This window comes from Streptomyces sp. NBC_00076 (assembly GCF_045041235.1).
GTDB lineage: Bacteria > Actinomycetota > Actinomycetes > Streptomycetales > Streptomycetaceae > Streptomyces.
Map to the genome: position 1 here is coordinate 5,976,961 of NZ_CP108242.1, position 26,718 is coordinate 6,003,678.

The following is a 26,718-nucleotide window of genomic DNA, read 5'->3' on the forward strand; positions in this document are numbered from 1 at the left end:
CCGGGGCACACGAGGGACGTGACGTCAGAGCGTCACTGGGAGTCGGTCCAGCCGCCCATCATGAGCTGGTGGCCGTCCTGGCGGGAGCTGGTGACACGCGCCCGGATGGCGCCCGGCAGGCCCTGCGGGTCGCCCTGTACCGCCAGCACGACGCCGGTCAGCCGCTCGTTCGACATCGCCGGCGGGGTGGGGCCGGGGGGTTGCGTCATTGCTGCCTCCTGGTTGGTCCAGAAACGGGTTAGCGAGGGGATCTTTGCCGCCGGATTTCCGACGCTCTCGCCGTGGAGAAAGTTACCTACGAACCGGGGGCTCGGAAACACGGAAAAACATGATTCTTTGGAAATGGAATATGCCAGAATCTAGCCCCTGAATTCGGGCATGCCAAAAGGCCGGAGATGCCAATGCCGGCAACCCGGAAAGTGGGCAGGTGAATACCCCGAGCTGGCCTCTACAGGGAGACGGAACGTGAGATCAGCTCAGGGATTCGAACGTGCGAAATGAGTATTTGAATTCTTTCCCGTAACCACCTCCTTCCGCCAGACGATCTGAACGGAAATGCAGTGCTAGGAGGGCGCCCCGCCCACCCTCACAGAAAGCAGGGCGCCCCCGGCCTGCCCGCCAAGGAGCAAGCGGGCAGAGGTTCAGGAATGCGGAGCCTCGGTCGGCAGCCGCGTCACCCCGAGGGAACGGTCGTGTACGCGCTCCAGGTTGGCTGCGAGGGTCCTCTCCGGCTCCGGCTCCACGTCGTCCAGCGCGATCATGGAGCTGCGGATGACGTCGCACAGGCAGGCCACGAGATCTTCGAGGGTGTGGCTGGCGCCCTTGCGCGGGTTGTAGGCACGCACACCGATGAGGGCCTGGCAGGCGGCGCCGAAGTCCTGGCCGATCTTCAGCATGAGTTTGCTGATCGGCACCTCGCTGAAGCCGTCGAACCGCGAGAGGGCCGCCAGGAGCTGCTTGCGCGCTTTGTCATCGGCCGTGTACAGAGCCACCGCAGCGGTCAGGATGACGTCGCACAGCTCCTTCACCAACTCCGGCTTGTTCTGGGGGCCCGGGGCGAGCAGGGCCTCACAGGCTTCGCCGTACTCCTCGCCGATCTTCATGACGCGCATGGTCAGCGCCGTCGCTTCGTCGACCGGGCTCTGCTGGTCGATCCACCGCTTGATGTCGCCGAGCTGCTCCCAGATCTTCTCCGGGGTGCCGGCAGTCATGGAGGTCATGTGTCGCCCTTCCTTTCAGGTCGCGAATTCGGAAAATCTGCGGGCTTTGCGCCATCAGCGCTCAAGACGCGGTGCGTCCAGGAAGGGGGCCGTCCTCGGCCTCCAGATAGTCGAAGTCGTCGGCCTCGGCCTGGCAGGGGCACCACTGCGGATGCCGGGCCACCGCGAGCATCATCGAGAAAAGACCGGTGAGTATCGTCGTGCCGAAAATCAGGGCGAGGGCGCAAACCGCTGTGCCGGAATTCACGGACGTCGACCTACTCATCGCTGCGGATCTCCTCGAAGGAAAGACCCGGCCGGCACGGCGCAAAACACCGGCCGGGTCGTCAGGGGCGGCGGACGGGGACTTCCTCCAGGGCGCACATCCCGGAAAGTCGAAGTGAAAACGCTCTTGCCGCGCTTCACCCCGTCCGCCGCAGCTTTTAACCACCCTCGCCGCGCTGGCGGCTCGGCAAGGGTGGCTTGAACGGCTGAGCCTCATCAGCGCTCCAGCCGTGTTCGCGAACTTCGGTACCCCCCAAGGGCCCCCCGTTCGCGTCCTCGCCGGGGCGGGGGCCGCCCCGCCCAGGCAAGTCCGTGTCCGACTCGGTGACCGCCAGCTCATGCAGAGCGCCGGCGACGCGTCGGAGTGTCCCGGGGTCGTTGCGCGCCACCGTTCCGCCCTCAGACACAAGCTGAGTGGCCTCCGTGATCGCTTCGGCGTCCCGCCGGGCGCGCTGGGTGGCGCGCTGGGCGAGCGTCAGTTGCGCTGCCCTGGCCTGTTCCAGCAGATCGACCAACTCGGCGGAGCTGAAGCGCACCTCCACCTCGGCCTCAGTGATGCCGTCGACCGGAGTCAAGTACCGCCCCTGCACCATCAGTTGGAGGGGCAGGTCACGCAACTCGTCGTCTTGCAGGGCTTGTTCAGCCAGAGGTACGAGTCGGAAGGGCATCACGTCCACCCCTTCGGCTGGAAGCACACGCACTTTCCGCCACGGGTCGCGTCTTCCTCGACCGTGTAGCCCGGGGCGAGCATCTCCAGCAGCTCAAGACCCCGGCCTCCTTCCGACGTCAGCGCGTGCTCCCGGTGACGGGGCAGCACCGGTGATGCGTCCCAGACCGAGATCCACAGATCCGACTTAATGACCACGGTGTACTCGGTGCCCGCGCCGTGCAGGACGGCGTTGGTGACAACCTCGCTGATCAGTAGTGCACATGCGTCTAACAGGTCTTCAGTGGCACCCAGTTCCGTGTAAATTCCTGTAGTCCAACTACGCGCCGTGGGGACGGTGTCGGCCTCGCGGTCGAAAGTTCTCGTCGCTTGGATCTGGCTCGGGACTTGATCGGTCAAGCTCATGGCAGCCTCCAGCGCGGCTGCGGCCAGCCACGCAGAACGATCACACACCGCGACGTGGCCCGTCCGGTGCGTAAGGACGAGTGTGGTGCGTACGCAACTGCGTACGCAACCCCACCGCCGGAATTACCCCCAGAAGTGCCGTCCACATGGCGTCACGCGCTACGCTCTGGGCAAAGACCACGGCCGGAGAGGGGAGGATGATCATGGCGCTCAACCCAGTCGCGAATTCAGCGCGGGAGCGCTTCGGCGCTGCGCTACAGGAGGTCCGCCTTGCCGCCCGGGTAAACGGCACCCCGGTGAAGCAGGTCCAGGTGGCCCGTGCGCTGGGGCACAAGTCCTACCACCGGTACTCGCGCATCGAGCGGGGCGAGACGTGGCCCAAGGACAAAGAGTGGGCTGTCATCTGCGATTTTCTGGAGATGGACGACGTCACTCGCGTGCGTCTGGAGACCATGCGGTCCGAGGGCCTGGCCATCGTCGAGAGCGCATGGTGGAACGAGTTCGCGGACGAAACAGACCCCAGCCTCATCCAGTTCGTGACCAACGAGCAGATCGCCAACAAGATCATCACATGCGCCGGCAGCATCATCCCGGGGCTGTTCCAGACCCCCGACTACGGCCGCACACTCACCAGCTACCTCGGCAAATCCACGATGACGCAACGGGTCGTGGAGCGGTCAGTCGAGCTGCGGCAGAACCGACGCAAGGTCTTCGAGCGACCGAACCCGCCGACCGTGGAAGCCATCATCGGAGAGGGCGCTCTCCATCAACGAGTCGGCGGAGCCTTGGTCATGGCACGCCAGCTCGACGCGCTGGTTGAGGACGCCAAGAAGCGCGGTGTCATCTTCCGCGTCATTCCGTTCGAGGCCAATGCTGCCCTTGCGTACCCCTTCCACCTGTTCGAGTTCGGAGAAGGGGAAAAACCCATCGCGGCGTTTGACGTCATGACGGGCATGGCCATCAAAGACACGCCCAAGGATGTCCGTGGGCTGCGGGACTTCATCGGGGACCTGAAGGACTTGTCCCTGTCTCCGGAAAAGTCCTTGGACCGTATCGGGAAGGTCAGAAAAGAGATGTCGAGTGACTGAAGAAGCCCGCACCGCCAAGATGGCCACGCTGGAGGAGCTGCTGGCCATCGACCCGACCACGCTCACGTTCGACAAGTCCTACGAGTCCGCTGGCGGTTCCGGTGACTGCCTTGAGGTCGCCAAGGTCCCGGGCAAGGGCTACCTGCTGCGCCACTCGATCCTCACGGATCATGTGATCCCGCTGACTGAAGGCGAGTACGTCGCTTACTGCAAGGGAATCCAGGCCAGCCAGGAGAGCATCGTCGCCAGCGGCCTGTAAGCCCAGCGCCCACGGCAAAGGCCCGCTCACCCCGTTCAGGTCGGGGAGGGCGGGCCTTCGTCATGCCGGCCTAGAGGCCGAGGAAAAGGCCGAGCTGGACGGTGAGGGAGACGAACAGGTCGAGGCTGCTGGACATGGGGACCTCCGGGTCAGTACGTGGGCATGGAGAAGATGCTGCTGCGGCCGTTGGTGGTCGACGGGGCGCCCGTGGGGGCGGCGCCGAGGCCGAGCTGTGGGCGGGTCGGCCGGCCGCGCACGGGTGCGGTGCCCGGCTGCGCGGTCAGGCGCGGCAGGGACGCGGCCTGGAGCGCTGGCGTAGCGCCGGGTCGGGGGTCGGGCAGCTCTGTGGGCCAGCCGGCCGCGAGGGAGCTGCGAGGGCCGCCTGTAGGAGTGCCGGGGAGCACCTCCTGGAATGCCTGCCAGGACGGGTTTGGCCGCCGGACGAGGGGCATGACGGTCACCTCTTCTCGGATGGGGCGTAATCCACGGTGGCGGGCGGAAAATTGTGCGCGGTAATCGTGGGCAGGGGTGAGGCCCGCGACCTGGCTCGGGGAAATCAGGTCGCGGGCCTCTGTTCGTGGGCCGGTCAGGGGTTTCCGTATTCCGGCTTCGCGTAGGTCATTTTCGGGATCAGCAGGTTGAGCGCCTGAGCGCGCATGTACTTCTCTTCCGTGGTGTGGCCGTCCCACGGGTAGTCCTCGACGGTCGGCACCTTGAGGCCGTCGAAGCAGTCCTTGTCATCGGGGTGGATGTGCCACGACATCTGGCCCTTGGGCGTCTCGATGTACAGGACCGGGTACTCCGGGGCCTGGAGGTCGGTGTGGGAGAACACTCCGCCGAACATTCCGACGTAGCCGCCCAGGAGGTAGGCGCGTTGGCGGTAGAGCGTCATCCCGGATTCCAGCTCACTGTGCACGGCGCACCGCCACGAGGGGCACGGGGAGCACCTGGCCGTCGCGCGTGGTCTCCCACCCCATGCGCAGGACCATTTCGACGTTCCGGGTGTGGTTCAGGAGGAGGCCAGCCACGACGGTTCGGGTCGGGCCGGCCAGGCGTACGGGCGTCAATTCAGTCATCAGGGTGGCCCTTTCTGATCTGGGTTGACGCCTATATTCACTACGCGGTGGAAACTGTTGTCAGCGACACGGACGGCCGACCGAGTGAAACGACTCCGCCCCCTACGCCGAAGCGCATTTCCCGGTGAATCTCGGCGACCGTGAAACTGTTTCTGTCTCGCTCGAATGGCGGCATGTACATCCCGTAGAAGCAGTCCCGGTCCTTGTCGTAGCCCATGCGGACGAGGCCGGCCGGCCAGCGGTAGGGGACCTCCCAGCGCTGCCAGTGGGTCGACACGAACCCGACCAGGTGCAGCTCCTGCATGGCGGCCTGGAGCCGCTGGTGGGGCACCATCGGCTCGACGACGGCCCAGCCGTGGTCCTCGGGTTCGAAATCGCGGGGGAAGGCGAGCAGCCCGAACATCACAGGCTCCTGGGGGCGAACGTGAGGCAGGCGGCGATGCCGAGCTGCACGGCGAGCCGTCGGCGCTTTGCCTCCCTCGTTCTGCGGCCGGTCTCGTCGAGAGTCTTCTCCAGGGCGTGTACGAGGTCGGCCCGGACGCCCAGGGCTTCGCCGTCGGTGTAGACGTGGCTGTCGAGCCGGTCGGCTTCCGTGTTCGCCAGGTGCAGCAGGGGAACGCCGGCAGAGGTCGGCCCGACCGTCCGTACGTCGGCGTGCTCGCACTCGACGCAGCAGCACACCAGGGAGCGGAACTCGTCCACGCCTCGGCACATGGTGTGGTGTCCGAGGGCACAGGCGGTGGAGAGGTAGAGCACCTCCATCAGGCCGTGCAGCAGCTTGGCGGCCTCGCTGAGAGGCATGTCGATGTCGGTGGCTTCAGGCACGGCCCATCTCCTCCTGCTTGGGGGCGAGTTCCCAGGACTCGACCATCTGGCGGCCCGCGTCGGTGACGCTGAAGAAGGCGTCGCCTTCCCGCTTGGCGCTGACGGCGCACTGCTCGCGGACAAGGGCTTGGAGCGCAGCGAAGACGCGACCGGATTGGATTCCTGTGGCGTCCGCGATCTGAAGGACAGTGCACTCCCCGTGGGCGGACAGTGCGCGCAGCGCCTGCATTTTCTCGGTCATGACACCTCATTCGCTCGTGCTGCTGGGTGTGCATAAGCGGAGAGCCCCCTGCCGGGATCAGGCAACAGGGGGCTCCCGTGCACAGACGTCTGATGGGAAAACCGGCCGACGAGGTAGGGCCGACTACCCAAACAGATACCGTACAGAGACATAAACGGGGGGTCCCCAATTTGGTTACGGATCTGTTGGGTGCTCACTCTGATGGCATAGCGCCGAGCGAAGGTCTTCAAGCATCGCGGGGACGATGTCGCACACCTGCACGGCAGGCTCGTCGGCATTGTGCTGGTGTGCCCAGGAGGCACAGAGCATGCGGGCGATATCGGCCGCGACATGCCGTGACCTGCGGATAGGCCGTGCCGTCAGGCCAAGGCCCTGACGGCGGTAGCGGACCCGTCGGACCCACGCCGCGCCAAAGTCCGGGTCACGCCGGCGGAGTTGGTCGACGACCCGGTAGGAACTGTGGGTCTCCACCCCGAACACACTGGGGAAGAAGACTTCTTCGGTGACGGTGAAGGCCAGTCGGCCGAGGCTGGCGGAAAGGTCGAAGGGGTGAGATTCCAGGAGCCGTTGGTTGGTCCTGTCGTTGTTGACGAAGAACTGGACGTAGGCACACCCGAGTAGGCGCCAGTCGGTCCCGACACTCGTTGCTTCCGGCATGTTGCGCATCGTAGCCATTACTGTCCCCGTATGAATTCAAGGCGCGAACGCCGGACTGTGTGTCCCGAGTGCAACAATGAAATGGGTGCCACCCAAATGGCGTATGGGTACTGCGGGGAATGCCGCGACTTCTACGCCGCGCAGGCGGACTTCGACGAGGCCCCGGACGCGTTCACGCCGCCGCGCATCATGGGCGGGGGGTGGATGCGCTGCTGCGGCGCATCCTTGCGGGCCTGGGCCGTGTACCAACCGGCACCCTGGACGGCCGGCGAGAGCGTGCCCTGCGTGTACCAGCTCAGGAACGAGCTGCACGGGATGCGTCTGTGCCCCTGCGGTTACTGGCACTGGGCGAAGGCGACCTGCGACGAGAAGCCGCCGGCATGAGCGGGCCCACCGCGTGCCGCTGCATCGTCGAGGCCCTGGCCGTCCTCGCCGTGGACCCCGAGACCCGGCCGGGGAGCTGCTGCGTCTGCCCGACCCACGCGCAGCTCGTCGTGTGGGACGGGGCCCGATGGCGCTGGAGTAACCAGCCGGCCGACATCGAGACCGCGCTCCCTCGAACGGCGGATGGCCGAATTGTCGGCGCATGCCAGACTGACCCACGGATTGAGGAAGTCCACGCATGAGAATGCCGCACTCCAGAGTCCCGGGGTGCGGCATTCTCGCGTCACGTCCTTCCGAGAACATCGGGGAATATCTCCACTTCCCATGAGCCATCCGGCATCCGCTCGAAAATGGCGGCACAGGGGAACGCCTCGCCGTGGCCGAGAACGGCTTCGGCGCGCTCGTCGACCTCCAGAGCCCACTGAAGACATACGCGGGGCAGGCGCCAGGGGCCGTTGTGGGCCTCGACCCACGCGAGCCCGCTGCTCTCGTCGGCGTACACCGACTTCAGCTCGGTTCTTCGACGGGTGTATCCCTCGTCGATGCGGAACTCCCGCATCGCTCGCACCTCGTTGAGCTGCCGCGTCAGGTTCACGCCGGTGAAGGGTGTCTGCACTCTGTCTCCCTCTCGCGATCAGGCGGAGATCTTCTCCACGGCCACCGTTTCGCCGACGCGGCGGAAGGCGAACGCCGCTGGCATCCGCAGCTCCCGTCTCCTGGTCTGGGCGTCCAGCTCCATGGCCCAGGGCCACAGCGTGCGGGGCAGGCCGTAGGCGTCGCCTTCTGTCGTCAGGACGTACCAGCGGCTGCCGTGCGGTTCAGGCGTGACGCCGTTGACACGCAGGACCAGGCCCTGGTCGCCGGCCGGTACCGACGGGACAAACAGCATGGGCAGGGTCACTGTCCCGGCCCCGTCCACGAGAGTTCGGCCGCCCAACCCGGTTCATTGGCCGGCTCGTTGGTGCCGACCACCACCATGGTCATGGCCTGCTTGTGCTCCTCGACCGCCTCGGCCGGATCGTCGTAGGTGACGAGCACTTCCAGGAGCGCGTTCTCCGGGGCCGGCGTGTACAGGGCCGTGCCCCACACCCGGGGCCGGAAATTCACCGTGACCCACTCACCGGCCCGCGCGTCGGGGTCGAAGACCAGGCACAGCGTGCGCACCGTGACCATCTCACCGGTGGCCAGCTTGAGGTCGGACTTGTACAGCGTGCGCCGCTCGACGTCGGCGATGAGATGTGCCGCCTCGGACGGGGAAACGGGTTTGCCATCAGGGCCGTAAGAGAAAGGCACCCCCGAAGGTCCCAGCGCGACGGAGGCCAACTCGCTGACTGACACTTCGAATTCTCCCTTCAAAGCGGAAGGCCCGGCACAGAGGCGGGCGCAGGCAAGGGGGGGTTTGCTGCGCGGCCTCTGTACCGGACCGGACTTGGGTGGACGACGAACCCCCGAGAGCAATGGAAGAGGCCCGGAGGCCCGTCGTGTGCACCGCAAAACCATCAACCCACAGACCGCCCCAGGAGTCACGGCAGAAAAGAAAAATTGTGAGCCTGTCACTCTAATGGGTGACGGCGGTCTTGCGGTTGAGCCAACTACCCGCTGCGCATATGCCCGCCTGCGGTGATGTCCGAGATGCTCGTTATATCCGCCCACATCGTGGGACTACCAGCGAGTACGCACACACTGAGTAACGCACACCCCGGCGGCGGGGTCCTCACCACTGCCACCGCCAGCACCCATCCGAGGGACCCAAAGAAGTGTGGCGAAGCGACAATTTCTCAGGAGCGAAGCACCGCTTCGACACGTTCGCACGCCTTCTTGCCCAGGAACAGGTCCAGCGCTCCCTCGTCGGCCAGGTCCATCACCTGCCGGACCGTCCCGTATCCCTCACGCGCAAGCCGTCGGGAAAGGGTGTGCCCCACCGCGTCATGTCCCACCAGGTCCGCCACCGGCAGTCGGCACGGGGGCCTCTGGTGGCACTTTTGCTCCGGCTGCGGGAGGAAATCCTGAGCACATGCCGGACAGAACGTCGTCATCTGACGATCGTCCCCACGAGCCGCACACCATCCGGCTTCCCGAGACCTGCCCACCACGGCCGGCGCCGTCGGTGCAACGAACCGACCCTGCGCATCGCAGCGATAGCCGGAGCAACTCAGCTCAAGTACAACGCTCATGACGGAGACGCTGCCGAACTACCCAGCGACAAACAACCAGTTCGGAATTACTCACTGCGAAACCGGCAAAGTTGACCGCACTTACGTAACGAAACTCCGCTACCCCCGCGTCCTGGCCGCGACAGGGTTCGAGACGCTAACCGTCCGAGAATCCCGCGCCCACTCGACCGTGTACCAGTACTCCGTACCCGACGACAGCCCCGTGTCCTCGAACACGCCCGTCAGATCCGTGGAGTACGCCACCTGCTGGGACAGGAACGGCGAACCCGGCGACGTCGACCTGGTCCACCGGTAAACCCGCACCGTGGCCTTCACCGAGGTTCCCCACGCCAGCTTCACCGAGCTGTACGTTGCGGAGTCCGAAACCACACTGACCGACGGCTTCGCGCCCTTCGTGCCCGTCGTGGTGAACCGCGTCTCCGCAGACCACTCCGACGTCACCTCGCCGGCAGTCACCCGGGCCCGCACCGCGTACGGCGCCCCCGTCGACAGCCCCTTCAGCCCGAACGACCCGTCGTACAACCCCATCGCCGGCAGGTTCCACGGCACGTCCGAGATGGAATACCAGGGGCTGTCAGTCCTCGTGTCCTTCACCTGCGCCTCGATGACCCGCGCCTGGCCGGCCAAGGCCGGCGTAAGGACGTTCACCGTGGCATTGCGGTCCAGGATGCCCGTCACCGCCAGCGTCGGCGCCTCCAGCGCAGAGCCCGTCGTCTCCGCGTCGGCCTCCGCACTCCACTCCGACTCCGCCTGGACCCTGAACGCGTACTGCGTCCCCGGCCGCAGGCCAGCCACGATCAGACTGCGCGCACCCCCCGCTACGGACGTCTCCGGCCACGAGCCGCTGCCGGCGACCGACCAGGCCACGACGAAGGCCAGCGGATCTTCCGCACTCGACCAGGACACGCGAACGCTCGTGTCCGAAAGAACCTCGGTCGACACATCCGCCGGCACTTCCACCGCGAGCGCACCCACGCTTTCCGCAGCCGCCAAAGTCGTGGTTGTCGCAGAACGCTTCGCGGCCATATCGGAATCTCCTTCGCGGGACGCATTTCCACCATCGTCGCATCACGAAAAAGAGCACGAAAAGGCCCCGCAGATGTGCTGACGGGGGAATGCAGCACTCCTGCGGGGCCAGCTATCGGGCCGGTGCGATCTACGCCGCGTCCGGCTTCCCGGCAGAGGGACCTTCGATCCAGTCGTCACGCTCGTCACCGAACGCCGACCCGAGATACGGGCCCACACGCCCTTCATGGTCACGGAACCAGAGCGCCGGGATGCTCTCCTGCTCCGCCTCCTGGACGTCGGCCGCCAACGTGGCCTCCGGCATGAACACGAACACCTTGGCCCGGAAGATGCACTTCCCCGCCTGCTGCCACGAGAGGCTCGACACCACAGCGCCCGGCTTCTCCTTCAGCAGCCGACGCGCGTCCTCCCAGGACATCGCCGTCGGAGCCTCCCTCTCGCTCATCTTCCGTCCCCTTGATTCGATCCCAGTCGATACCGCGCACACACCCCGGGCAGAGCAGGAGCTTGAACATCCCCTGCTCGAAGTGCCGGCGGTGGACCTTGCAGTACGGCACCACGAGCGGCAGTTTCTGCGCCCTCGGGTCATAGCCCTCCGCGCGGTTGATCACGCCGAGCAGCTTCTGAAACCGAGCCACCGCATTCATCCGACGCCTCCTGCCGATCCCACGACCCGCACGTACCCGCAGAGCCGCTCCCGCACCTTCCAACCGACCCACTCACCCGAACGAGTGACAGTCCGTGGAGGGCGGTATGCCGTGGGTCACGACGGTACTGGCTGCGCACGCAACTGCGTACGCACCTCGGCGATTTGGCATATGCCGTTACGCGGCCGGTGTCTCCACACTCGCCGGAGTGAGCCCTGCCAAGCAGGAGTCCATCGACTCAAACACTCGATAGACCTTGCTCAGCCCCGTGATCCGCATGATCTTTTCGATCTTCCCGCCAGCCGCCACGACGACCGCGAGTTGACCGTCCGGGCTGCGGCGCCGCAGCGACTTGAGGATGAAGACCGACACCCCGATAGCCGTCGAATCGAAGAAGCTCACCTTCGAGCACTCCAGCACCACGTGCCCCCACGTCCCGCCGACCTGCAACTGCTCCCGAAAACAGTCCCGGAGCTGTGGCGCGGTGTAGACATCCACCTCGCCCTCGATGCTGATCACCAGCACGTCCTCGCGCGGCTGCGACGTCTCAAGATGCAGATCCATCACCCACTCCTCCCCGGACGCACCCGCCGCGCCCCCTTCGGCCCGCACCATACGCCTGCGTACGCAACTGCGTACGCAACATCGCCGAACCGGCCCCAAAGCCAGCCCACCCGCCAAACCCGCCACCAGCAATAAGAAAAAGAAACTGTCGAACCCTCACCCAAACGGCCCACACGCGAATTGCCTCAACGGGCGCCGGTGCATAACGTCTCACCCATGACGACGCGACTTAGCCAGGTCGTAGCAGTGGAGAAGACCCGTAAAACAGAGGCGTACGGCGCACTGACCGCCGCCCACCACCAGGTCCAGAAATCCCCGCTGCTGACCGGCATCTCCCGCACATACCGCCCCCGCGACGAAGAGGGCGAACAGCTCCCCGCAGAATCGACCCGCGTTCAGCTCACCGTTGACGGAGCAATCCGAGACGCGGTCAACGGGCTTGTGCCTTTCTTCGACGTCACGGCAACCAAGGACTGGGGTAACTGCAACGCCCGCGCGGACGTCAAGGTCGGCGAACGCGTACTAGTCGCCAACGCGCCCGTCACCTACCTGCTTTTCCTCGAAAAGCAGCTCACCAGCCTCCACACCTTCGTCGAGAAACTCCCCGTTCTCGACCCCGCCGAGGAGTGGACCTGGGACGAGTCGACTGGCATCTGGCGCACGCGTGCCTACGACACCGTCCGCTCCAAGAAGGTCCCCCGCAACCACGTCAAGGCCGAAGCCACCGAACGGCACCCGGCCCAGGTCGAGGTGTACTTCGAAGACGTCCCGGTAGGCACCTGGACCACGGTGAAGTACTCCGGAGCGGCGCCGGCCACACGACGGCAGGCCATCCTGGACCGCCTCCAGGCCCTCCGCGACGCCGTCAAGTTCGCCCGCGAAGAGGCCAACGCGACCGAGGTCACCAACCAGCGGCCCGGTGCGGCAGTGATGAATTACCTCTTCGCCGCGTAACTCACAGAGGGCCGAGCATCTGTATGCCGGTAAGGCACATGGGTAACAGTCAGGATTGCGTGACTGCGCTCGGGAGCGGGAGGGGTACCCCGCAGACAACAACACAGACTCCCGTCGCCGGCGTGCGACGGGCGCGCAGGAGCGCAAACTGAAACTCAACGCCTGAAATTTGGCAACGGGTTGGCCCCAGTGAAGGTTCGAGCCCTTCCCCCGGCATTCATGCCGGAGTAGCCCAATTGGTAGAGGCAGGCCGGCCCCGAAAGCTCAATTTCTCGCTCCCAGTTTCAACACGCCACCAAACGCCGGATCGACCGGCCCGAGCAACATCATCGAGATAAGGGTTCGAGTCCCTTCCCTGGCGCTTCATGCCGGGGTGGTCCAATGGCAGGGCGCGGCGATCTCAATACGACTCGGAGCCTTAAATGTGCCGGCGTGAGCTGATGGGTGGACAACCCTACTTAGGGCTCGTTTTAGGAACGAGTAACCCCCAGGGGGGTCGGGACTGGCTACGTCCCGGCCCCCCGCCAGCATTTCAAGAGGTGACGCAACGCCGTAGCACTACGAGCAACACGAAGGGCCCATCTCCCCAAAGACGGGCCCTTCGCTCCAACTCCGCTCACGCGGCCCCTACATCAGGCCGTGCCGGTTCGGGTCCTGGCACCCGCCCTTGGTGGTGCCGCAGCCAGCACAGCCCTGTCCCTCGTTCTGCACCTCATCCAGGCTGGCCCCCCACCGTGCTGTAGGCGAGCGCCGACCACGCCGGCATCGGATCGAACTCACGGCGCAGGGCCTCGACGAGCTTCCGGCGGGACAGGATCACCTCCAGGCCGTGATGGTCGCTAACGCCGGTCATGTCGATGACGTTGACCTCCAGGACCGCTTGCACAGTCCACGGGTCAAAGGAGCCCCGGTCGATCCGCCGGCCTCCGCCTTGCCCATCAGCGGCATGGCCGGCCGTCGCGTCCAGGGCCCGAATCTGTCCGAGCTGCTGCGCGGCGTACCGGGCCGGGTCCCACATCCCGCAGTCCAGCAGCAGCTCGTCGAGGTAGGTGCACGATTTCCACGAGCCGTCCGGCTGCCTGCGCGCGCGGTGTCGGCGGTGCACGAGATCTGTGATCTCCGGTGAATTCCAGTCGATGGGCGGCACCGTCTCGCCGACCGGCACGGGGTACTCGTTGCAGTCACCAAATCCCCAGAACGCTGACCAGCGCCTTTCCGGGTCGTTGCCGTACTTTGCCTGCACCTTGTCCACCAGCGAGGACAATTCTTCCGCCTCCGCCTCTCGCCCGCTCGGGGAGCAGAAGGAGTTGTGCCAGGCCACCGTCACGATCGGCGTTGGCGGTGCGTTTTCACCCCGGAGCCGGAGAACTACGTTCGTCGGCGGCGTACGCCACACCCTGAGCTGGTCGTGCCGTGAGACGACCTCGAATGTGCTCTCCCGCACGAACATGCCCGTGGGATTCCTGCCCTGTCCCGTAGGCGCCCGGAAGCCCTTCATGCCGAGCAGCGTCTGAGCGGCGCCGAAACGCCGGTCAGCGGCCTCCTTCGCCATCTCCCAGGCGGCTAGCTCCTCCGCACCCGCATCCGGATTCAGCGGCTGGACCTGGGAGTACGTCATCTCCGCCCGACCGAGCCAGTCGAACTGCCGTGGCGCCAGGATCTCGTGATGAGCCCGCGTCCACTTCCCCGGTAATTGCCCCGGCCGCTCCTCCGGACCGCCGTCATGCTCCAGGTTCGAGAACCCGAGCCGAACCACGTCCTCGCCGTACTGCTTCATCAAACCCCTCTCGCGACTGCCGGTGTGTCCACACGAGATAGGAGCCCCAGGTACCGGCGAAAACGCCCGAGGGTGCCCCGCCTTGCGGTCACCTTGTGCCCTGTGGCGGGCAGGCTCCTACGGCGGGACACCCTCACAATCTCGAAGCCCACCAAACCTGTTGGTCTGGCCTTCGGGAGAGGAATCTAGCGCACATTCGTGCGTACGCAACTACGCACGCAACTGCGTACGCACTACTGTGCCCTCATGACTCAACAGACCCTGAGCATCGACGAGTTGCTGACGAATTGGGGTAAGGCGTACCGCGCCTCCCTACCGCAGCTCACCCCCGAGGAGGAGGCCCAGCGCTACCAGGAGTCCCGCAACCGCCTGGCCGCCGCCATCTGCACCCGCCTCGACGCCAACGGCGCGGTCGCATGCGGCCTGTGCCATAAGGAGCGTCCCCGCACCGACGCGGAGGAGCCCTACTACTACCCCTCCGACGAGTGCGAGAACGCTGGCGAGCCCTGGCACTACCACCGCGACTGGAGCAAGCCGCCGACCGAGGGTGTCCCGACCGCGACCACCTGTTCCTGCGGGAGCAGCAACGTGCAAGACGTGCCGGCCGGTGAGACGCCGGACGGTGCGAGGTATCGGTGCGGAGACTGCGGATGTGAGTGGTAACTGACCTCAACGCGAAGATGCCCCGCCTTGCGGTCGCCCATGTGCCTACACGGCGGGCTCCTACGGCGGGGCATCCCTCTGGGCGCATGGCTTCGCACATGCTCATCGCCGATCTCGTGGCGCGGCGATGGCAGGACACTACCGAACATCTCTGCGTACGCAACTACGCACGCAACTGCGTACGCATGGCTACTCTGGCTGCTATGAGCGCACCAACCCCCGCCGACGAGCCGGGAATTACCCTGGAACAGGTCTACGCTGCCCTACAGGCCCTCGGGACGCGTGTGCCGGCACTAGCCGATGACCCCCAGCCGATGAACCGGGCCCAGGCGCTCGGGCATCTGCTGTTCACCGTCGAGGGCGCCCTGATCGTCGAGAACGACCCGATCGGCAGGGAATTCACGCGCGCTGGGTACATGGGCGGCGTGTGGTCAGCCGTACGCGCCGTCCCCATGCTGGAGTCCGACGCCGAGCGCGCGTACCAGGAAGCGTGGACGCGAATGCTCGACGAACGACTCGCGCGAACTGCCCTGGACCTGCACATGACCTGGGAAGCCCGACCAGGCGCATTTCCCACGGGTCCGGCGGTCAACGCCCTGCTCGCGGCGGTACTGCCACTCGTACAGGCCACGTATCCGGCGCCCACCGAGGACGCGGTAGCGAAGCAGACGCGAGAAGCACTGCACCAGGCGCGCGGCTTCCTCGCGACCGCCCGGCAACACATCGAGGCCGGCCGGCGGAAGTTGAAACAGCTCGGCCACCGACCCGAGTAAGTTCGGCAACATAGCGGCCGGCGGAGCCTGCCCCCGCAGGCGACGCGACGCAAAAATCCGAGCCAGGAGGGCGAGTTGAGCACGCTGGAGCTAGCGCCCGGTGAGACGGCCTTCGTCGGCCGCGACGGGCAGACCCTGAAGACGATCGAGTGGGCCTGCCACCGCGAGGACCGCGAATACCGTGTCGTCGACAGGACCGAGCACCTCGACACCATCGTCCAGACCCAGTGGGAAGGCGTCGCCGACACCGTCGAGATCGGTTTCATGTACGTCACTGGCATCCGCTGGGCCAACGAATGGACCACCGTGTGGCACTCCCACTGGCCCTGCACCGACGCCGAGGCGAAAGCCAAGCACGAAGAAATCGTCGCCCTGCTGCGCGAGACCTGCCCCGAGCTGCCCACTTGGCAGACACGCCCCGAGTTCCAGCGTCGTCTCCGCAGGACCGGGAGTTGAGAGCGCCTGTCCGCAGCCAAATGACGGCCGGCTCAGCCCATGACCGTTATTTGGCTGCCCGCACTGGGCTGAGCTGCCAGAATCCGGGGCATGAGCGAAACCCCCGAGCTGCCGTGGCCGGTACCCGACGAACGTTCCCAACTCTTGATGGCCAGCCAGTTCGCCGACATGCACGACGTGGTCCGCGACCTCGTCATCCCGCCCGGCCTGCCCCAGGCCGCCGTTAGCGTCCTGACCACGGCGCGCGAGCTAATCCGTATGGCCTTCTACCGGTACGAGTTCATGATGCTCGGCGTCGCGATGTCCATCATCGCCATCGAGACCGCGCTCACCGCCCGCTACGGCAAAGGCAGCCTCGCCGACCACCTCAAGAAGGCCCACGCCGACGGCACGCTCAACGAGGAGCAATACGACCTCCTCGACACCGTCGGCCGCCCGATCCGAAACAAGTTCGCCCACGGAGACCTCACCCACGCCACGATCACCCCGGCGCTGGCCGTCGGCATGGCCCAGACATCGTTCACGCTCCTCGCGCAGTTGCACGCAACGCCCGCTTCGTGAACCGGGCCACTCGGCGCAGCCCTACAATCCCCGCATGGTTCAGAAGAAGGTCATCACCTACACAGACGATGTCACCGGTGAGGAAGCCGAAGACATCACCACGCACACCATCCTCATTGACGGTGCCGGGGTCGAAATCGACCTCTCCGGTGCGAGCCACGATCGCCTGCTGGAGATCCTGCACCCCTACCTGAGCGCTGCGGGTGCCCGCCGCGTACGCGGAGGCATCGCGGCGGCAGGTTCGAGAGGTAAGCGCCGAGGTGCAGCAACGGCCGGCAGCGGGGACACCGCGCAGATTCGCGCCTGGGCCAAGGAGAACGGCTACGAGGTCAACGACCGAGGCCGAGTCTCGGCCGAGGTGAAGGAAGCCTACGAAAAGGCGAATTCCTGACGCCGGGGCCTTAGACGCCCAGCTATTTTCCGAGCTAAATCGCTGCGTTCCGGCCGACGACGCCCCACGTCGTACGCTCTCGTCATGAGCGACGTGCAACCCACCCCCGTACGCCTGATGCTGTCCTTCCCGGGCTCCCAGGAGTACGCCCACGACACCGAGCTGCCGGCCGACTGGTACCTCGACAGCCGGTACTCGGGTCTCAGCGACTACGCCCAGCACCAGCTCCTGCCCCAGGCGCTTGCTGCGGCCGGCCTCAAGATGGCGCTGGAGTTCCCCGAGGGCGTCAGCGGCGTGACGGCGGACGCGATCCGCATGGGGCAGGAGCTGCCGGCCGGCGGCCCGGGGAGTTAGCACCCCCGCCATTTTCTGCCCGCGCATTTTGCTAGAGTCGCCTGCGCTGGCGGCCTTTCAGTGACGACTCGTTGAGGCCGCTGGCGCCCCGGCCCCGGGCCCACGGCCGTCGGCAATAAAACGGAATATTGGCTTCCGGCCACTGCCGGCGGCGGGGACACTGCCTCTGGGCTGAACGTCGAAATGCGTCAGGAAGCCCAGGCACCCATTTGTCCGCTTTGGCCGTTTAATGGTGGGGGGTCCGCCTATGTCGCGCTTTGCAGGGATACGGCACCCATGCCCCATATGTAGCACATGACAGGGTATTTGGGGTAAATGGCGTGATGGGGGACATGCCCCGTTCTGTCCCTCCGGGGCGGGGGGTGCCGACCGGCCCCCGAGGCGATTACTGCGCGTAAGATACCTTACGGGCAGTAATGGTAGGCGGACCGTGACGTTACCGGCGCGTACCGTGATATTAGTGGAGCGTTTGCTCCGCTTTGCTCAGTGAATACCGGCATAATGCGCATTGCGTGTGTATGCCGCAAGTGCGCAGGTAGCGGGGCAAGCGCGAGGTACTGCCTAAATGTATTTTATCGCCACATACCCGGCACCCCTGGCATAAGCCATTTCCAGGGCATGGGCGAGTTGCTCGCACGTCGCCGCCCGCCTCAAGTGGACATCCCGGGGCATCCCTACTCATACAGGGAGACACAAGGGCGGATGCCCTAGACCCCCCGAATTTTCGCGCCCGCGCATTTATGGGGCGTGTCCGTCATGCCCTGGTATGTAGAGGCGAAGCGCTGAGCGCCATTCTGACGCGCCCGACCCCCGGACGGTACCGAGCGACCCCCGACGCGTGACAGTCGCTCACGCGCTCACGTGGACCCCCGGGGGGTGCCGTTGCGCGGGGGGTGCCCGGTCATGCTGGCACCGTGCGGCACCGTGGCCGGACGCGTACGGGCCCCGTGGGGAGTGGCCGGAGCATCGGACCCCGGGGGCGAGTGCGCCCCGTAGGCAGGCACACAGGGGCGCGGTTACGTAGCGTCAAACTTCCCCGAATTTCGGCGAATTTCGTCACGCTGCGTGTTTTCGGCGCCCGTGGTGGGCACTCTCCGGCATTCCTGACGGCATGTCAGGTAAAGCCTATTGGTGCAGGTCAGAGGCTCTTTTTTGTCCATCCTTGACCTAAAGGTAAAGTCGTGATCTTGACGCCCGTTATGCCCGGTTAGATACGGATACGGCGTATCTCGTAAGGAACTAGGCGGCATGGCATGTCATGAGCCTATTTTCCCGTGCAATCTGGACACCAAGATTGTCCATATGCTGAGATTTTCCAGCTATTTCCAAGATCTTTTGACCCCCTAAAACCCCCTTTGACCTGCAATTACTACGCCATGCGCACGGTTGATTACAGGAAAGGGGCTACCCCCACGGGGGGTGTCCCGTAGTGTCTTCCTTGTCACCGCAACGGAGACGCCGCCAAAACCGGGGGCGCGGCGGGGGCAGAGAAAAGGAGGTGAGAGGGGCGGGGGAAATTCCCTCGCACGTGCCCTATGGCACCCGTGTGCTTAGCGGGTGTGACGCCGGTTCTATCCCGGTTCCTGGCACCCATAGCGCGAATTTCCTCGCTATGCGTGACCGTGGCTAACGCTTCACAAGCGCTCCCATAGGTGCGTGAGGCTTCATGTAAGCCTTTACGGTCTCGGTTGCCAATTTCCCGTCCCATCGTTTCGCCCCTGCGCACGCCAGTGCACACATTCCCCATGCGGGGGCGATTCCTCCGGACGGCCGTTCTGTCAGTCGCGTACTAACGCTGTGAAGCGTGGGTATCCGGCCACGGTTCGGTTAAGCCCTGAAAGGGGTTGGAAGTTGAGCGGCGTTTTCCTGACACGAGAGGTAGTTGTGTAGGGACGTGAGTGTCTCACCCGCAATTTCGCTCGCACGGTTCGCCGTGCCCATGAACTTTCGGAATTGCGAGACATTTACAACGGAATCTTGAGCCGTGCGCGGAAACGTGCAACGGCAGGGAGACCGGTAACACGGGATGGCAGACCCAAACCGCTAGCGCGTGCGCTAGTAGGTGGCTGATTACGGCTAACTCGGATGTGGGATTTTGTCCTAGAGGCAAAGTCTCCAGGGAGCATGATTTGGGTTCCCCCGGATGACGTCAATGCCCGTTAAAACAGTGGCCTGTAAAAGGGTGACTGGTGCCGGAAACTCCCCGAATTGAACCGCTACCGCGTAGACACCCCTTGTGGCAGGGGGAGTGTCACACGTGCTCGGATTCCCTCCCCCAATGGTCGACCGTGGATGCGGGGTCATGGGTGGATGCCTAAGCGAACACAAACCAAAAAGGAAATTGGACACGCGCGAATATTAGCTCTGACGCTCGGAACTCTCGGGTGATCTGACTAGGCGCAAGACCTAGCGCGCGTACTCAACTGACAACGAACTGAACTCACCTGAAAGGAGGGGGCGAATATGAGCGGTAGCTACTACGGCGCACCCACGGTTTCTTTTGGTCCTCCCCTTCCCCGTTCTTCCAGCACTCCCGACACGCGTAGCCACAAAGCCAAGACTCACCGTGTGGACTACCGGGGGAAGATTAATCTTCGCGGTGACCGTACGGGCGCAACGGTCAATGCTCCGCACAAGCGGCACACGGGTAAAAACCTCCGTACGCCTAAGCGGCACATCGTTTCGGACGCTCCCAAGGAATTGGGGAACTCCCCTACCTACGCGCCCGGATCGTACGCACGTGGCATGGGCCATGACGAAAACAGCGGGTACGAATTCCTCGTACGCGTTGACGCTGACTCGCCCACGTACGACCGCCGTGCAATCGCAGACATGCGCGCTGCCCGTGACTACGCGCTGACACAGCAGCGCTCCGCAACGGGAATCGCGCGGGACACGTACGCCCAAAAGGTTCGGGAACTCCGCCGGATCGTTCGCACTCTGGAAAAGGAGCACAAGGGATCATGAGCCGTTCCGCCACCCGCGCCCGTAGGCGCGCACGTACCGCCAACAAGCGCCGTAGCAGCATGGCGTTTCTCGACCACATGCGCGGTGCAGAATTCTCCGCCACGGGTGCGCATTCCTCCCTGGGGATGCTCGCCGCTGACAATCTCGTCAAGGCACGCGAGACCGTAAGCGCAGCGTTCACGGCCAAGTTGTCTCCGGCCGAACTCCCCCACACTCCGGCGGAGCGGGCCCCCAAGCCGTCCGACATGCCGCGCCGCTCCATCTGGCAGGCCGCCACGGGTGACGCCGCGCCGGTGCCGGTGGCGGAGCCGGTGGCCGTGGTGCACGAGCCGATCAAAGCGGCCGAGCTGGCCAAGGAGTTGAAGGCCGAAGCCAAGCGGATCATGCAGTCGGACACGACCGGCGGATGGCGCCCGTTCGCCGCGATGGAGCGTGAGACCGGGCGCGTGTGCGTCTGGGTGCGCAAGCACGGCGCGACGGTCCGGTACTCCACCACCCCCATCACCTCCACCTGAGCAACACAGCAGGGCGCCACTCGGGCGATACGTCGTCACGGGTGGCGCCTTTTGCATGCCCGAAATTGCGTCGCCGGTTACGTGACTGAAAGAGAAGACCATCAAATGCGCTCGTGCCCCTCCGTTCCGCTCTCCGTTCGCATTCCGGGTCAGGAAACGCCCCGGCTGAACCTGTTGTGCCCCCTGTACGGCAAGACAAAGCACGGCCGTAAGCGTGCCGATTTCACGCGCACGGCCAAGCTGTCCATCCGCATGATCGACCGAGAGGTGCCCGCGTGACCAACCCGGAAATCAGGAACTGTAGGGCGGCGGCGCGTAGGCCGGTCGGGCAGGTACGCATTCAGCACCACGACGCGGGTGGACGCCTGACCCACACCACAACACATCCCAACCTGCTCTCCCCGACGTTTTGGGGCGACGGCAGGAACGCCGAACTGTCGCTCACCCGTCCCGGTTACTTCCCGAATGAAAGAGGAGCGTGAATGCGCGTCAGGATCGGTGAAAAGGTCGGCTTGACCTACAACGGCGGAGCGTCCGGCACCGTGCTGGGGCCCGCGATCGTGCTGGCCGTGCGGGAAACACCGAACAGCGCGTACAAGCAGCGGGCCGACTTCCGTATGCAGCACGGCGACGTGATGGATCGGCCCGTGCACGGAGACTGGTTGCTGAAGAAGTCTCAGTGTGAGGGGAAGACGCTGGAGGTGTGGGAGCCGATTTGGGAGCGGCTCGCAGCCCCGGAGTGGGAGCCGCCCACCGGTGAATCCGGCGGTAAGTGATCGGCCGGTACGACAACTGAAGCAGGCGAGTGAAGAGGGAGCCTCGGCGCGTGCGTGTTGCGCCGGTCGGCTCCCTTTTCGCTGCCAAATGAACTGTAGGGACGTCATCCAAACGGCCCCGGGAGTCCGGCCGAGGTGGGAAGGGATACACATAGTGCATTGGGCCTATGTCCAGTGGGCGCCGGAAGCGGAAGGCGTGCACGAAGTCAGCGTTACCGCCGACCACGCCCATAAAAAGTGCGGGGAAAAGTCGGAGAAAACCGACGTCACGGTTGACTGCGACATCCTGCTTCCCGACGAGCTGCGTCATGTCGTCTGGGGTGCGAGCGAGGACAGCGCGATGGCCGCTGCTCGTCTCTTCGCCTTGGAAGCCGTCTCCTATGGGGCGCCCTATTCGATTCACTACATCGGCGAAATCCAGCGACTGAGCTAACGGCAGTCCAGGACGCAGCAGCAACGCCGCGCCCCGGGCTGCCGACTGTCAGCCGTAATTCAAGGAGGGAAAAGGCATGACGCGAATTCCGGAGCTGGGCCTGGACGACCGACTGCCCAGCATGCAGGTTTCGCAGGCGCTTCGGCACCAGCAGAACATGGGCGCCGCCATCGGTGAGGACGGGGTCCACGAGTTCTTCCGGCTCCCCTCGTACGAGGGCTTCAAGGCCGAATGCGGCTGCGGGCAGTGGGAGTCCGAGCCGGTGGAGTCGATGACCGCGCTGTTCAAGGTGTTCAACGAGCACCTGGAGGCCGCGCTGCCCCAGCCCGACGAGGCCGCGTTCCTGGAGGACGTAGCGAGGCGGGAGTGGTTCGGCGACGTGATCGGCATCCGCCGCCTGGTCGACATCGAGGCCGGCGTGGTCCGGCACAAAGGCTTCCAGGTGGCCGGCACGGGCGGCTGGGTCGAGTTCGACGAGTGGAACAAGGCGTTCAAGGCCGGGCAGTGGCGCCCCTTCACCACCCAGACCAAGCAGGAGGAGGGCTGACATGCCGACGATCGAGGAGGCGACCGATTTCCTGCGGGGAATCAAGCCGGGCCAGCGGGTGTCGCTGTTCGACCCGCGCGCCGTGAACCACCGGGACAAGTGGCACGCGGAATTTGTGCTGGACGGTGAGCAGCCGAACCTCCCCTACAACCCGATCTGCAACAGGCCGGATCACTTCCGGATCTACATGCGGATGCACGAGGACGTCGTCTGCTTCATCTCGAACCTGTGCGCGTGCGAGCTGGCCAACGGCTCGAAGCGGCTCGCGGTGTGGGAGATGCCGGAGGACGCCAAGCACTCGGTGTCCGCGACCGGGTTCGACAACGGGAAGCACGACGACGACCGCCGGACGTGGCAGTCCACGATGTGCGGCGTGCTGCTGGAGACGACCGGCGGCGTGAAGCTGTGGGAACAGGGCCACAGCTCCTACATCACGATCCACTCGTTGGACCGGCTCACCTGCCCCGGCTGCCTGATGCGTGAGGGCAAGCCGCCACAGGAGATCGACGGCGTGACCGTGTTCGAGGTACCGCAGTGATCATGCTGTCCCGCGCCGGTCACTCACTCATCCATACCGCGTAATTCCGGAGGTGCTTTTAATGCCCCGTCGTTTCCCCCCGCGTCCGAAGAACAGCTTCGCCGAGTTGGCCGACGAGCTGAAGAACTTCGACGTGCCGTTCAAGGTGTCCGCCGATCGTCCCGCGTTCGAGATCACCAACGAGCGCTGGGAAGGCCGCCTCATTCTGTGGCTGGACGAGGACGCCAACGAGTTCAAGGCGGAGGTCCGGGCCCGGGACGAGGAGCACCTCAAACCCGCGCACTGGGCGCCGCGCGGGTACAACGCCTGGTACTTCGTGCGGGAGTTCTGGGGTCTGAAGGACGACGAGAAGCGGACCAGGGCCAACGTGTGCAACTTCTGCCGCAAGGTCGTGACCGAGATCGAGACGACCTGCCCCGACGCACAGGACGGCATCCACAGCCCGAACCCGTTCCTGTGCCCGAGCTGCGGAGAGATGCCCGACAAGAAGGTCGGATGGGTGCAGGAGATCGAGTGCGAGAACTGCGCCACGAAGTTGGTGCGCGTGGACAACGTGTGGAAGCTGCGATGAAACTCGACATCCGTATCTCCTTGCAGCAGCCGACGACCGGCGCGTATCACGACGACCGCTACCGGCTCGACGATCTCGACGAAAGGGACGCAGCAGCAATTCGAGCGGGCAAAGCCGTGCTCCTCGAAATCGCGGTCCGCCGCAAGATGCAGAACCGGCCGGCTGAACCGCTCGACGTCCTTCACAACTTCGTCGGCAAGCGGGACCTGACCGGTGTCTACGCCCATCCCGAGCACATCCACCACCCCTACGCCCGGCAGCTCGGCGCGGACATGTGGTCTCACCAGTTCGGGCTCCGCCCCGGCATGACGGTCCGGCACGCCGGGCGCATCCACATCATCGAGCACCTGGAAGACGTCGACCGGGAGCACGCCGAACAGGGCTGGCTCACCGGCTACGCCATGTGCCGACGAACAGATCCAACTCCGAGCCAGACAATCCGCAATCCGCAACGGCTTCCGCTGCACGAGTTGACGCCGATCACCGCGAAAGGTTGACATGCGCAAGTCATTGCAGGTCGTGATGCTGAACCTTCAGGCGGCGGCGTACGACTCGACGCCGGGGGCGCTGGTCAAGGACTACGGGCCCAACGGTGAAGGACCGCACGGTGAATTCCTGCGGCCGATCACCGAGGAGGAGGCGGCCCAACGCAGGCACAACTTCGAGCGCCTGGCGGCCGAGCTGCAACAGCGCGACCCGGGCACGTACGAGGCGTGGCTGGCCGACTTCGAGTTCTGGAAGTCGGGTCACGTCACGGTGCGCATGCCGCGCGTGGACGAGTACGCCAGACGTGAAGACGGCTTGCTCTGCTTCAACGAGCACCGGCTGATCAACACCCGTGAGGTCGTCGACTACTTCGACAAGGGCAAGGCGTTCGCCTACGCCTGCCGTCGGTGCGGCCTGACCACACACCGCGCCGGATTCATCGGCACCAAGTGCCACAGCACATGACGAGGAGGTGACTAGGCTGTGCCCGAAGGCACGAAGTCGAGTCGGAAGGTGATCCCGTTCAAGGTGGACGAGGAAACGCGCGAGGGATACGTCCGCAACGTCCTTGACGCCTTCGGCCGGGCGACCGAAGACCAGAAGCAGCGGGGCCGGGTGTGGTACCGGACGGCCCACGACCTGGCGAACATGATCTCGGACGGGAACGTGCGGGAAGGCGCGGGCGTGATCGCTGCGTTGTCGGCCAACAAGTCCTGGCGGGAGAACGAGCGGCTGGCGCGCGGCGCCTACACCGGCGAGCCATCCGGGCATACCCGGGACAACATCCGCAAGGTCGAGCGGATCATGCTGGGCGAAGACCCGGAAGACGTCTTGCCGATGTCCGCGAAGACCGGCCATTTCTTCCGGTGCATCCTCGACCCGGAAGACTGGGACCCGGTCTGCATCGACCGGCACGCCCATGACATCGCCGTCGGTGAGATCTTCGGCAACAGTGAGCGGGGCCTGGAATCGAAGCAGCGGTACGCGCTTCTCGCGCACTGCTACCGCGAGGCAGCTCTGCGACTGAAAGAGATCCCCAGCGTGGTGCAGGCCGTCACTTGGGTCGCGCACACGGAGCGCCTTGCCGGAGTCGGATTCCGACCCAAGAACCGGTAACACAGCAGGCAAGTACACAGCAGTAACGCCGAACGGCTCGCACATTGCGGGTCGTTTTTTTCATGCCCATTTAATGCGGCCCATTCGGCGGTGGGTCGCATTTTTCGCGCCTGAAAGGATTTCAATCATGAGCCGGGAAACGCTGAAGTGGCTGAACGAGAACACCCTGATCGGCTTCACCGACAAGCGAGGCAAGGCGTGGCACCACCGCGCAGGCCATGACAACCACTTCACCGGCGCCGTGCCGATCGAGGAGGTGGAGCGCCGGCTGTTCTCCTGGACGGCCGAGGAGCGCCCGCTGTTCGTCGAGCTGGAGACCGGCAACCGCGAGCTGATCGCGGCGGGCCTGGTCGAGCCGGAGCTGAGGAAGGTGTCCGTCGAGGACCGTAAGGCCATCGTGCGCAGCGACACCGGCCTGGTCATGGGCATCTTCAAGGACGGCTATCAGCCCCACCAGCCGAAGCAGTGGCTGCTCGACAACGTGTCCATGATCCTGGATGACGAGCTGGCCATCGGCTCCGCCGGTCTGCTGCGCGGCGGCGCGCAAGCGTGGGTGTCGGTCGAGGTCCCGGACACCATCAAGACGCCGGAGGGCGTGGAGTTCCGGCCCAACCTGATCGCGGCAACGTCCTTCGACGGCAGTCTCGCCACGACCTATAAGCGGATCGTGACCAACGTGGTGTGCGACAACACCATGAATGCGGGCCTGGGCGAGGACGGCCAGCAGTTCAAGGTCAAGCACAGCTCCAAGTCGATGGGCCGCATCACCAAGGCGCGGGAGGCGCTCGCGATCGTCCACACGGTCGGCGACGAGTTCAGCGCTGCGGTGGCCAGGCTGTGCGCCGAGCAGTTCACCGACCGGGAGTTCGAGCGCCTGGTGCGTGAGCAGCTCGTGCCCGTGGAGAGCAGCGACAGCATCCGCACACAGAACAACGCCCGGGAGAAGCGGGGCGGGTACCTGCGCATGTGGCGCCACGACGAGCGGGTGGCGCCGTGGCGGGGCACCAAGTTCGGTGCCTACCAGGCTGTGAACACCTTCCAGCAGCAGGAGAGCAAGGTCCGGGGCAACAACCGCGCCGAGCGGAACATGGGCTACACCCTGACCGGCAAGTGGGAGACGGCCGACAACGCCACGCTGGGCCTGCTGGCCGGTGTCTGAGTCTGAGCGGTCATGGTGCCGGGGCGGCCTTCCAACTGGGAGGCGCTCCGGCGCCATGAACACTCAGCCGCAGCTCCAGACCCGCATCTACCAGTAGGAGCCACCGTGCCCGACTCGATGTACACCGACTTCCGACACGTGGCGGAACCGCTCCGCCTTATCGCAGAGGACACAGCCACAACTC

Annotated in this window: 40 protein-coding genes; 20 read left to right on the plus strand and 20 right to left on the minus strand. The window is 65.2% G+C overall.

Annotated elements, in window-relative coordinates:
* Positions 1 to 32: 32 nt before the first annotated feature.
* The 5 genes from OHA64_RS27205 to OHA64_RS27225 form a co-directional block, all read right to left on the minus strand.
* A complete protein-coding gene (locus OHA64_RS27205; protein ID WP_328749330.1) occupies positions 33 to 209 on the minus strand; it encodes a hypothetical protein in 177 nt (58 codons plus the stop codon).
* Between the two features lie 432 nt (positions 210 to 641).
* Complete coding sequence (locus tag OHA64_RS27210) at positions 642 to 1,220, minus strand: hypothetical protein (protein ID WP_328749331.1); 579 nt, start codon at positions 1,218 to 1,220, stop codon at positions 642 to 644.
* A gap of 61 nt (positions 1,221 to 1,281) precedes the next feature.
* Positions 1,282 to 1,485: a hypothetical protein gene (locus OHA64_RS27215; protein WP_328749332.1), complete on the minus strand. Its 204-nt coding sequence runs from the start codon at positions 1,483 to 1,485 to the stop codon at positions 1,282 to 1,284.
* A gap of 157 nt (positions 1,486 to 1,642) precedes the next feature.
* Positions 1,643 to 2,152 carry a hypothetical protein gene (locus OHA64_RS27220; RefSeq protein ID WP_328749333.1) on the minus strand — a complete coding sequence of 170 codons (510 nt, stop codon included), beginning with the start codon at positions 2,150 to 2,152 and terminating at the stop codon, positions 1,643 to 1,645.
* On the minus strand, positions 2,152 to 2,556 hold the full coding sequence (locus tag OHA64_RS27225) for an ATP-binding protein (protein ID WP_328749334.1): 405 nt from the start codon (positions 2,554 to 2,556) through the stop codon (positions 2,152 to 2,154). The genes OHA64_RS27220 and OHA64_RS27225 overlap by 1 nt, the downstream gene beginning before the upstream one ends.
* 203 nt (positions 2,557 to 2,759) lie before the next feature.
* Between OHA64_RS27225 and OHA64_RS27230 the strand changes: the two genes are divergently transcribed.
* Both OHA64_RS27230 and OHA64_RS27235 read left to right on the plus strand, forming a co-directional pair.
* Positions 2,760 to 3,644: a helix-turn-helix transcriptional regulator gene (locus OHA64_RS27230; protein WP_328749335.1), complete on the plus strand. Its 885-nt coding sequence runs from the start codon at positions 2,760 to 2,762 to the stop codon at positions 3,642 to 3,644.
* Positions 3,637 to 3,903, plus strand: a complete 267-nt coding sequence (locus OHA64_RS27235; protein WP_328749336.1) for a hypothetical protein — start codon at positions 3,637 to 3,639, stop codon at positions 3,901 to 3,903. The genes OHA64_RS27230 and OHA64_RS27235 overlap by 8 nt, the downstream gene beginning before the upstream one ends.
* Positions 3,904 to 4,052: 149 nt before the next feature.
* Here OHA64_RS27235 and OHA64_RS27240 read toward each other — a convergent pair whose 3' ends face one another.
* The 7 genes from OHA64_RS27240 to OHA64_RS27270 form a co-directional block, all read right to left on the minus strand.
* Entirely contained in the window at positions 4,053 to 4,355 is a 303-nt protein-coding gene (locus OHA64_RS27240) for a hypothetical protein (RefSeq protein WP_328749337.1), read from the minus strand.
* Positions 4,356 to 4,489: 134 nt separating this feature from the next.
* Positions 4,490 to 4,795 (minus strand): hypothetical protein, encoded by a 306-nt coding sequence (locus OHA64_RS27245; RefSeq protein ID WP_328749338.1) that lies wholly within the window; start codon positions 4,793 to 4,795, stop codon positions 4,490 to 4,492.
* A gap of 13 nt (positions 4,796 to 4,808) precedes the next feature.
* Complete coding sequence (locus OHA64_RS27250; RefSeq protein WP_328749339.1) at positions 4,809 to 4,979, minus strand: hypothetical protein; 171 nt, start codon at positions 4,977 to 4,979, stop codon at positions 4,809 to 4,811.
* A gap of 40 nt (positions 4,980 to 5,019) precedes the next feature.
* Entirely contained in the window at positions 5,020 to 5,382 is a 363-nt protein-coding gene (locus OHA64_RS27255; RefSeq protein WP_328749340.1) for a hypothetical protein, read from the minus strand.
* Positions 5,382 to 5,804 carry a hypothetical protein gene (locus OHA64_RS27260; RefSeq protein ID WP_328749341.1) on the minus strand — a complete coding sequence of 141 codons (423 nt, stop codon included), beginning with the start codon at positions 5,802 to 5,804 and terminating at the stop codon, positions 5,382 to 5,384. Before OHA64_RS27260 ends, OHA64_RS27255 begins: the two co-directional genes overlap by 1 nt.
* Complete coding sequence (locus OHA64_RS27265; protein ID WP_328749342.1) at positions 5,797 to 6,045, minus strand: hypothetical protein; 249 nt, start codon at positions 6,043 to 6,045, stop codon at positions 5,797 to 5,799. Before OHA64_RS27265 ends, OHA64_RS27260 begins: the two co-directional genes overlap by 8 nt.
* A 174-nt stretch (positions 6,046 to 6,219) precedes the next feature.
* Positions 6,220 to 6,702 (minus strand): hypothetical protein, encoded by a 483-nt coding sequence (locus OHA64_RS27270; RefSeq protein ID WP_328749343.1) that lies wholly within the window; start codon positions 6,700 to 6,702, stop codon positions 6,220 to 6,222.
* 81 nt (positions 6,703 to 6,783) lie between these two features.
* On the opposite strand from OHA64_RS27270, the gene OHA64_RS27275 reads away from it, so the two are divergent.
* Complete coding sequence (locus tag OHA64_RS27275) at positions 6,784 to 7,086, plus strand: hypothetical protein (protein WP_405617359.1); 303 nt, start codon at positions 6,784 to 6,786, stop codon at positions 7,084 to 7,086.
* A gap of 283 nt (positions 7,087 to 7,369) precedes the next feature.
* On the opposite strand, the gene OHA64_RS27280 is transcribed toward OHA64_RS27275, so the two are convergent.
* The 7 genes from OHA64_RS27280 to OHA64_RS27310 all read right to left on the minus strand — a co-directional run bounded on the left by OHA64_RS27280 (position 7,370) and on the right by OHA64_RS27310 (position 11,497).
* Positions 7,370 to 7,702, minus strand: a complete 333-nt coding sequence (locus tag OHA64_RS27280) for a hypothetical protein (RefSeq protein WP_328749345.1) — start codon at positions 7,700 to 7,702, stop codon at positions 7,370 to 7,372.
* Positions 7,703 to 7,720: 18 nt separating this feature from the next.
* Complete coding sequence (locus OHA64_RS27285) at positions 7,721 to 7,975, minus strand: hypothetical protein (RefSeq protein ID WP_328749346.1); 255 nt, start codon at positions 7,973 to 7,975, stop codon at positions 7,721 to 7,723.
* Positions 7,976 to 7,983: 8 nt separating this feature from the next.
* Positions 7,984 to 8,424: a hypothetical protein gene (locus OHA64_RS27290; protein WP_405617361.1), complete on the minus strand. Its 441-nt coding sequence runs from the start codon at positions 8,422 to 8,424 to the stop codon at positions 7,984 to 7,986.
* Positions 8,425 to 8,864: 440 nt separating this feature from the next.
* On the minus strand, positions 8,865 to 9,008 hold the full coding sequence (locus OHA64_RS27295) for a hypothetical protein (RefSeq protein ID WP_405617364.1): 144 nt from the start codon (positions 9,006 to 9,008) through the stop codon (positions 8,865 to 8,867).
* A 351-nt stretch (positions 9,009 to 9,359) separates the two neighbouring features.
* Entirely contained in the window at positions 9,360 to 10,286 is a 927-nt protein-coding gene (locus tag OHA64_RS27300) for a fibronectin type III domain-containing protein (RefSeq protein ID WP_328749349.1), read from the minus strand.
* A gap of 130 nt (positions 10,287 to 10,416) precedes the next feature.
* Entirely contained in the window at positions 10,417 to 10,731 is a 315-nt protein-coding gene (locus OHA64_RS27305) for a hypothetical protein (RefSeq protein ID WP_328749350.1), read from the minus strand.
* Between the two features lie 379 nt (positions 10,732 to 11,110).
* The gene (locus OHA64_RS27310; protein ID WP_328749351.1) at positions 11,111 to 11,497 is read right to left on the minus strand and encodes an anti-sigma factor antagonist; all 387 of its coding nucleotides are present in this window, start codon (positions 11,495 to 11,497) and stop codon (positions 11,111 to 11,113) included.
* Positions 11,498 to 11,713: 216 nt separating this feature from the next.
* Here OHA64_RS27310 and OHA64_RS27315 point away from each other — a divergent pair, with 216 nt between their 5' ends.
* Positions 11,714 to 12,451: a hypothetical protein gene (locus tag OHA64_RS27315; RefSeq protein WP_328749352.1), complete on the plus strand. Its 738-nt coding sequence runs from the start codon at positions 11,714 to 11,716 to the stop codon at positions 12,449 to 12,451.
* A 712-nt stretch (positions 12,452 to 13,163) separates the two neighbouring features.
* Here the strand turns inward: OHA64_RS27315 and OHA64_RS27320 are convergent.
* A complete protein-coding gene (locus tag OHA64_RS27320) occupies positions 13,164 to 14,228 on the minus strand; it encodes an endonuclease/exonuclease/phosphatase family protein (protein ID WP_328749353.1) in 1,065 nt (354 codons plus the stop codon).
* A gap of 246 nt (positions 14,229 to 14,474) precedes the next feature.
* Between OHA64_RS27320 and OHA64_RS27325 the strand changes: the two genes are divergently transcribed.
* The 16 genes from OHA64_RS27325 to OHA64_RS27400 all read left to right on the plus strand — a co-directional run bounded on the left by OHA64_RS27325 (position 14,475) and on the right by OHA64_RS27400 (position 26,534).
* Entirely contained in the window at positions 14,475 to 14,891 is a 417-nt protein-coding gene (locus OHA64_RS27325) for a hypothetical protein (protein ID WP_328749354.1), read from the plus strand.
* A 203-nt stretch (positions 14,892 to 15,094) separates the two neighbouring features.
* Entirely contained in the window at positions 15,095 to 15,664 is a 570-nt protein-coding gene (locus tag OHA64_RS27330; RefSeq protein WP_328749356.1) for a hypothetical protein, read from the plus strand.
* A gap of 75 nt (positions 15,665 to 15,739) precedes the next feature.
* The gene (locus tag OHA64_RS27335) at positions 15,740 to 16,120 is read left to right on the plus strand and encodes a hypothetical protein (RefSeq protein ID WP_328749357.1); all 381 of its coding nucleotides are present in this window, start codon (positions 15,740 to 15,742) and stop codon (positions 16,118 to 16,120) included.
* Between the two features lie 90 nt (positions 16,121 to 16,210).
* Positions 16,211 to 16,681, plus strand: a complete 471-nt coding sequence (locus OHA64_RS27340) for a hypothetical protein (RefSeq protein WP_328749358.1) — start codon at positions 16,211 to 16,213, stop codon at positions 16,679 to 16,681.
* 34 nt (positions 16,682 to 16,715) lie between these two features.
* Entirely contained in the window at positions 16,716 to 17,072 is a 357-nt protein-coding gene (locus OHA64_RS27345; protein ID WP_328749359.1) for an Lsr2 family protein, read from the plus strand.
* 84 nt (positions 17,073 to 17,156) lie between these two features.
* On the plus strand, positions 17,157 to 17,426 hold the full coding sequence (locus OHA64_RS27350) for a hypothetical protein (protein ID WP_328749360.1): 270 nt from the start codon (positions 17,157 to 17,159) through the stop codon (positions 17,424 to 17,426).
* A gap of 2,963 nt (positions 17,427 to 20,389) precedes the next feature.
* A complete protein-coding gene (locus OHA64_RS27355) occupies positions 20,390 to 20,908 on the plus strand; it encodes a hypothetical protein (RefSeq protein ID WP_328749361.1) in 519 nt (172 codons plus the stop codon).
* A gap of 482 nt (positions 20,909 to 21,390) precedes the next feature.
* Positions 21,391 to 21,684: a hypothetical protein gene (locus tag OHA64_RS27360; protein ID WP_328749363.1), complete on the plus strand. Its 294-nt coding sequence runs from the start codon at positions 21,391 to 21,393 to the stop codon at positions 21,682 to 21,684.
* Positions 21,685 to 21,838: 154 nt separating this feature from the next.
* Positions 21,839 to 22,117, plus strand: coding sequence for a hypothetical protein (locus OHA64_RS27365; RefSeq protein ID WP_328749364.1), 279 nt, complete (start codon positions 21,839 to 21,841; stop codon positions 22,115 to 22,117).
* A 76-nt stretch (positions 22,118 to 22,193) separates the two neighbouring features.
* Positions 22,194 to 22,664, plus strand: a complete 471-nt coding sequence (locus OHA64_RS27370; protein ID WP_328749365.1) for a hypothetical protein — start codon at positions 22,194 to 22,196, stop codon at positions 22,662 to 22,664.
* Position 22,665: 1 nt separating this feature from the next.
* Positions 22,666 to 23,202: a hypothetical protein gene (locus tag OHA64_RS27375; RefSeq protein WP_328749366.1), complete on the plus strand. Its 537-nt coding sequence runs from the start codon at positions 22,666 to 22,668 to the stop codon at positions 23,200 to 23,202.
* Positions 23,203 to 23,263: 61 nt separating this feature from the next.
* Positions 23,264 to 23,773 carry a hypothetical protein gene (locus OHA64_RS27380; RefSeq protein ID WP_328749367.1) on the plus strand — a complete coding sequence of 170 codons (510 nt, stop codon included), beginning with the start codon at positions 23,264 to 23,266 and terminating at the stop codon, positions 23,771 to 23,773.
* Positions 23,716 to 24,270 (plus strand): hypothetical protein, encoded by a 555-nt coding sequence (locus tag OHA64_RS27385; protein WP_328749368.1) that lies wholly within the window; start codon positions 23,716 to 23,718, stop codon positions 24,268 to 24,270. The genes OHA64_RS27380 and OHA64_RS27385 overlap by 58 nt, the downstream gene beginning before the upstream one ends.
* Before the next feature lies 1 nt (position 24,271).
* Entirely contained in the window at positions 24,272 to 24,724 is a 453-nt protein-coding gene (locus tag OHA64_RS27390) for a hypothetical protein (RefSeq protein ID WP_328749369.1), read from the plus strand.
* Between the two features lie 18 nt (positions 24,725 to 24,742).
* A complete protein-coding gene (locus OHA64_RS27395; protein ID WP_328749370.1) occupies positions 24,743 to 25,375 on the plus strand; it encodes a hypothetical protein in 633 nt (210 codons plus the stop codon).
* A 127-nt stretch (positions 25,376 to 25,502) separates the two neighbouring features.
* Positions 25,503 to 26,534: a DUF932 domain-containing protein gene (locus tag OHA64_RS27400; protein WP_328749371.1), complete on the plus strand. Its 1,032-nt coding sequence runs from the start codon at positions 25,503 to 25,505 to the stop codon at positions 26,532 to 26,534.
* Positions 26,535 to 26,718 lie beyond the last annotated feature (184 nt).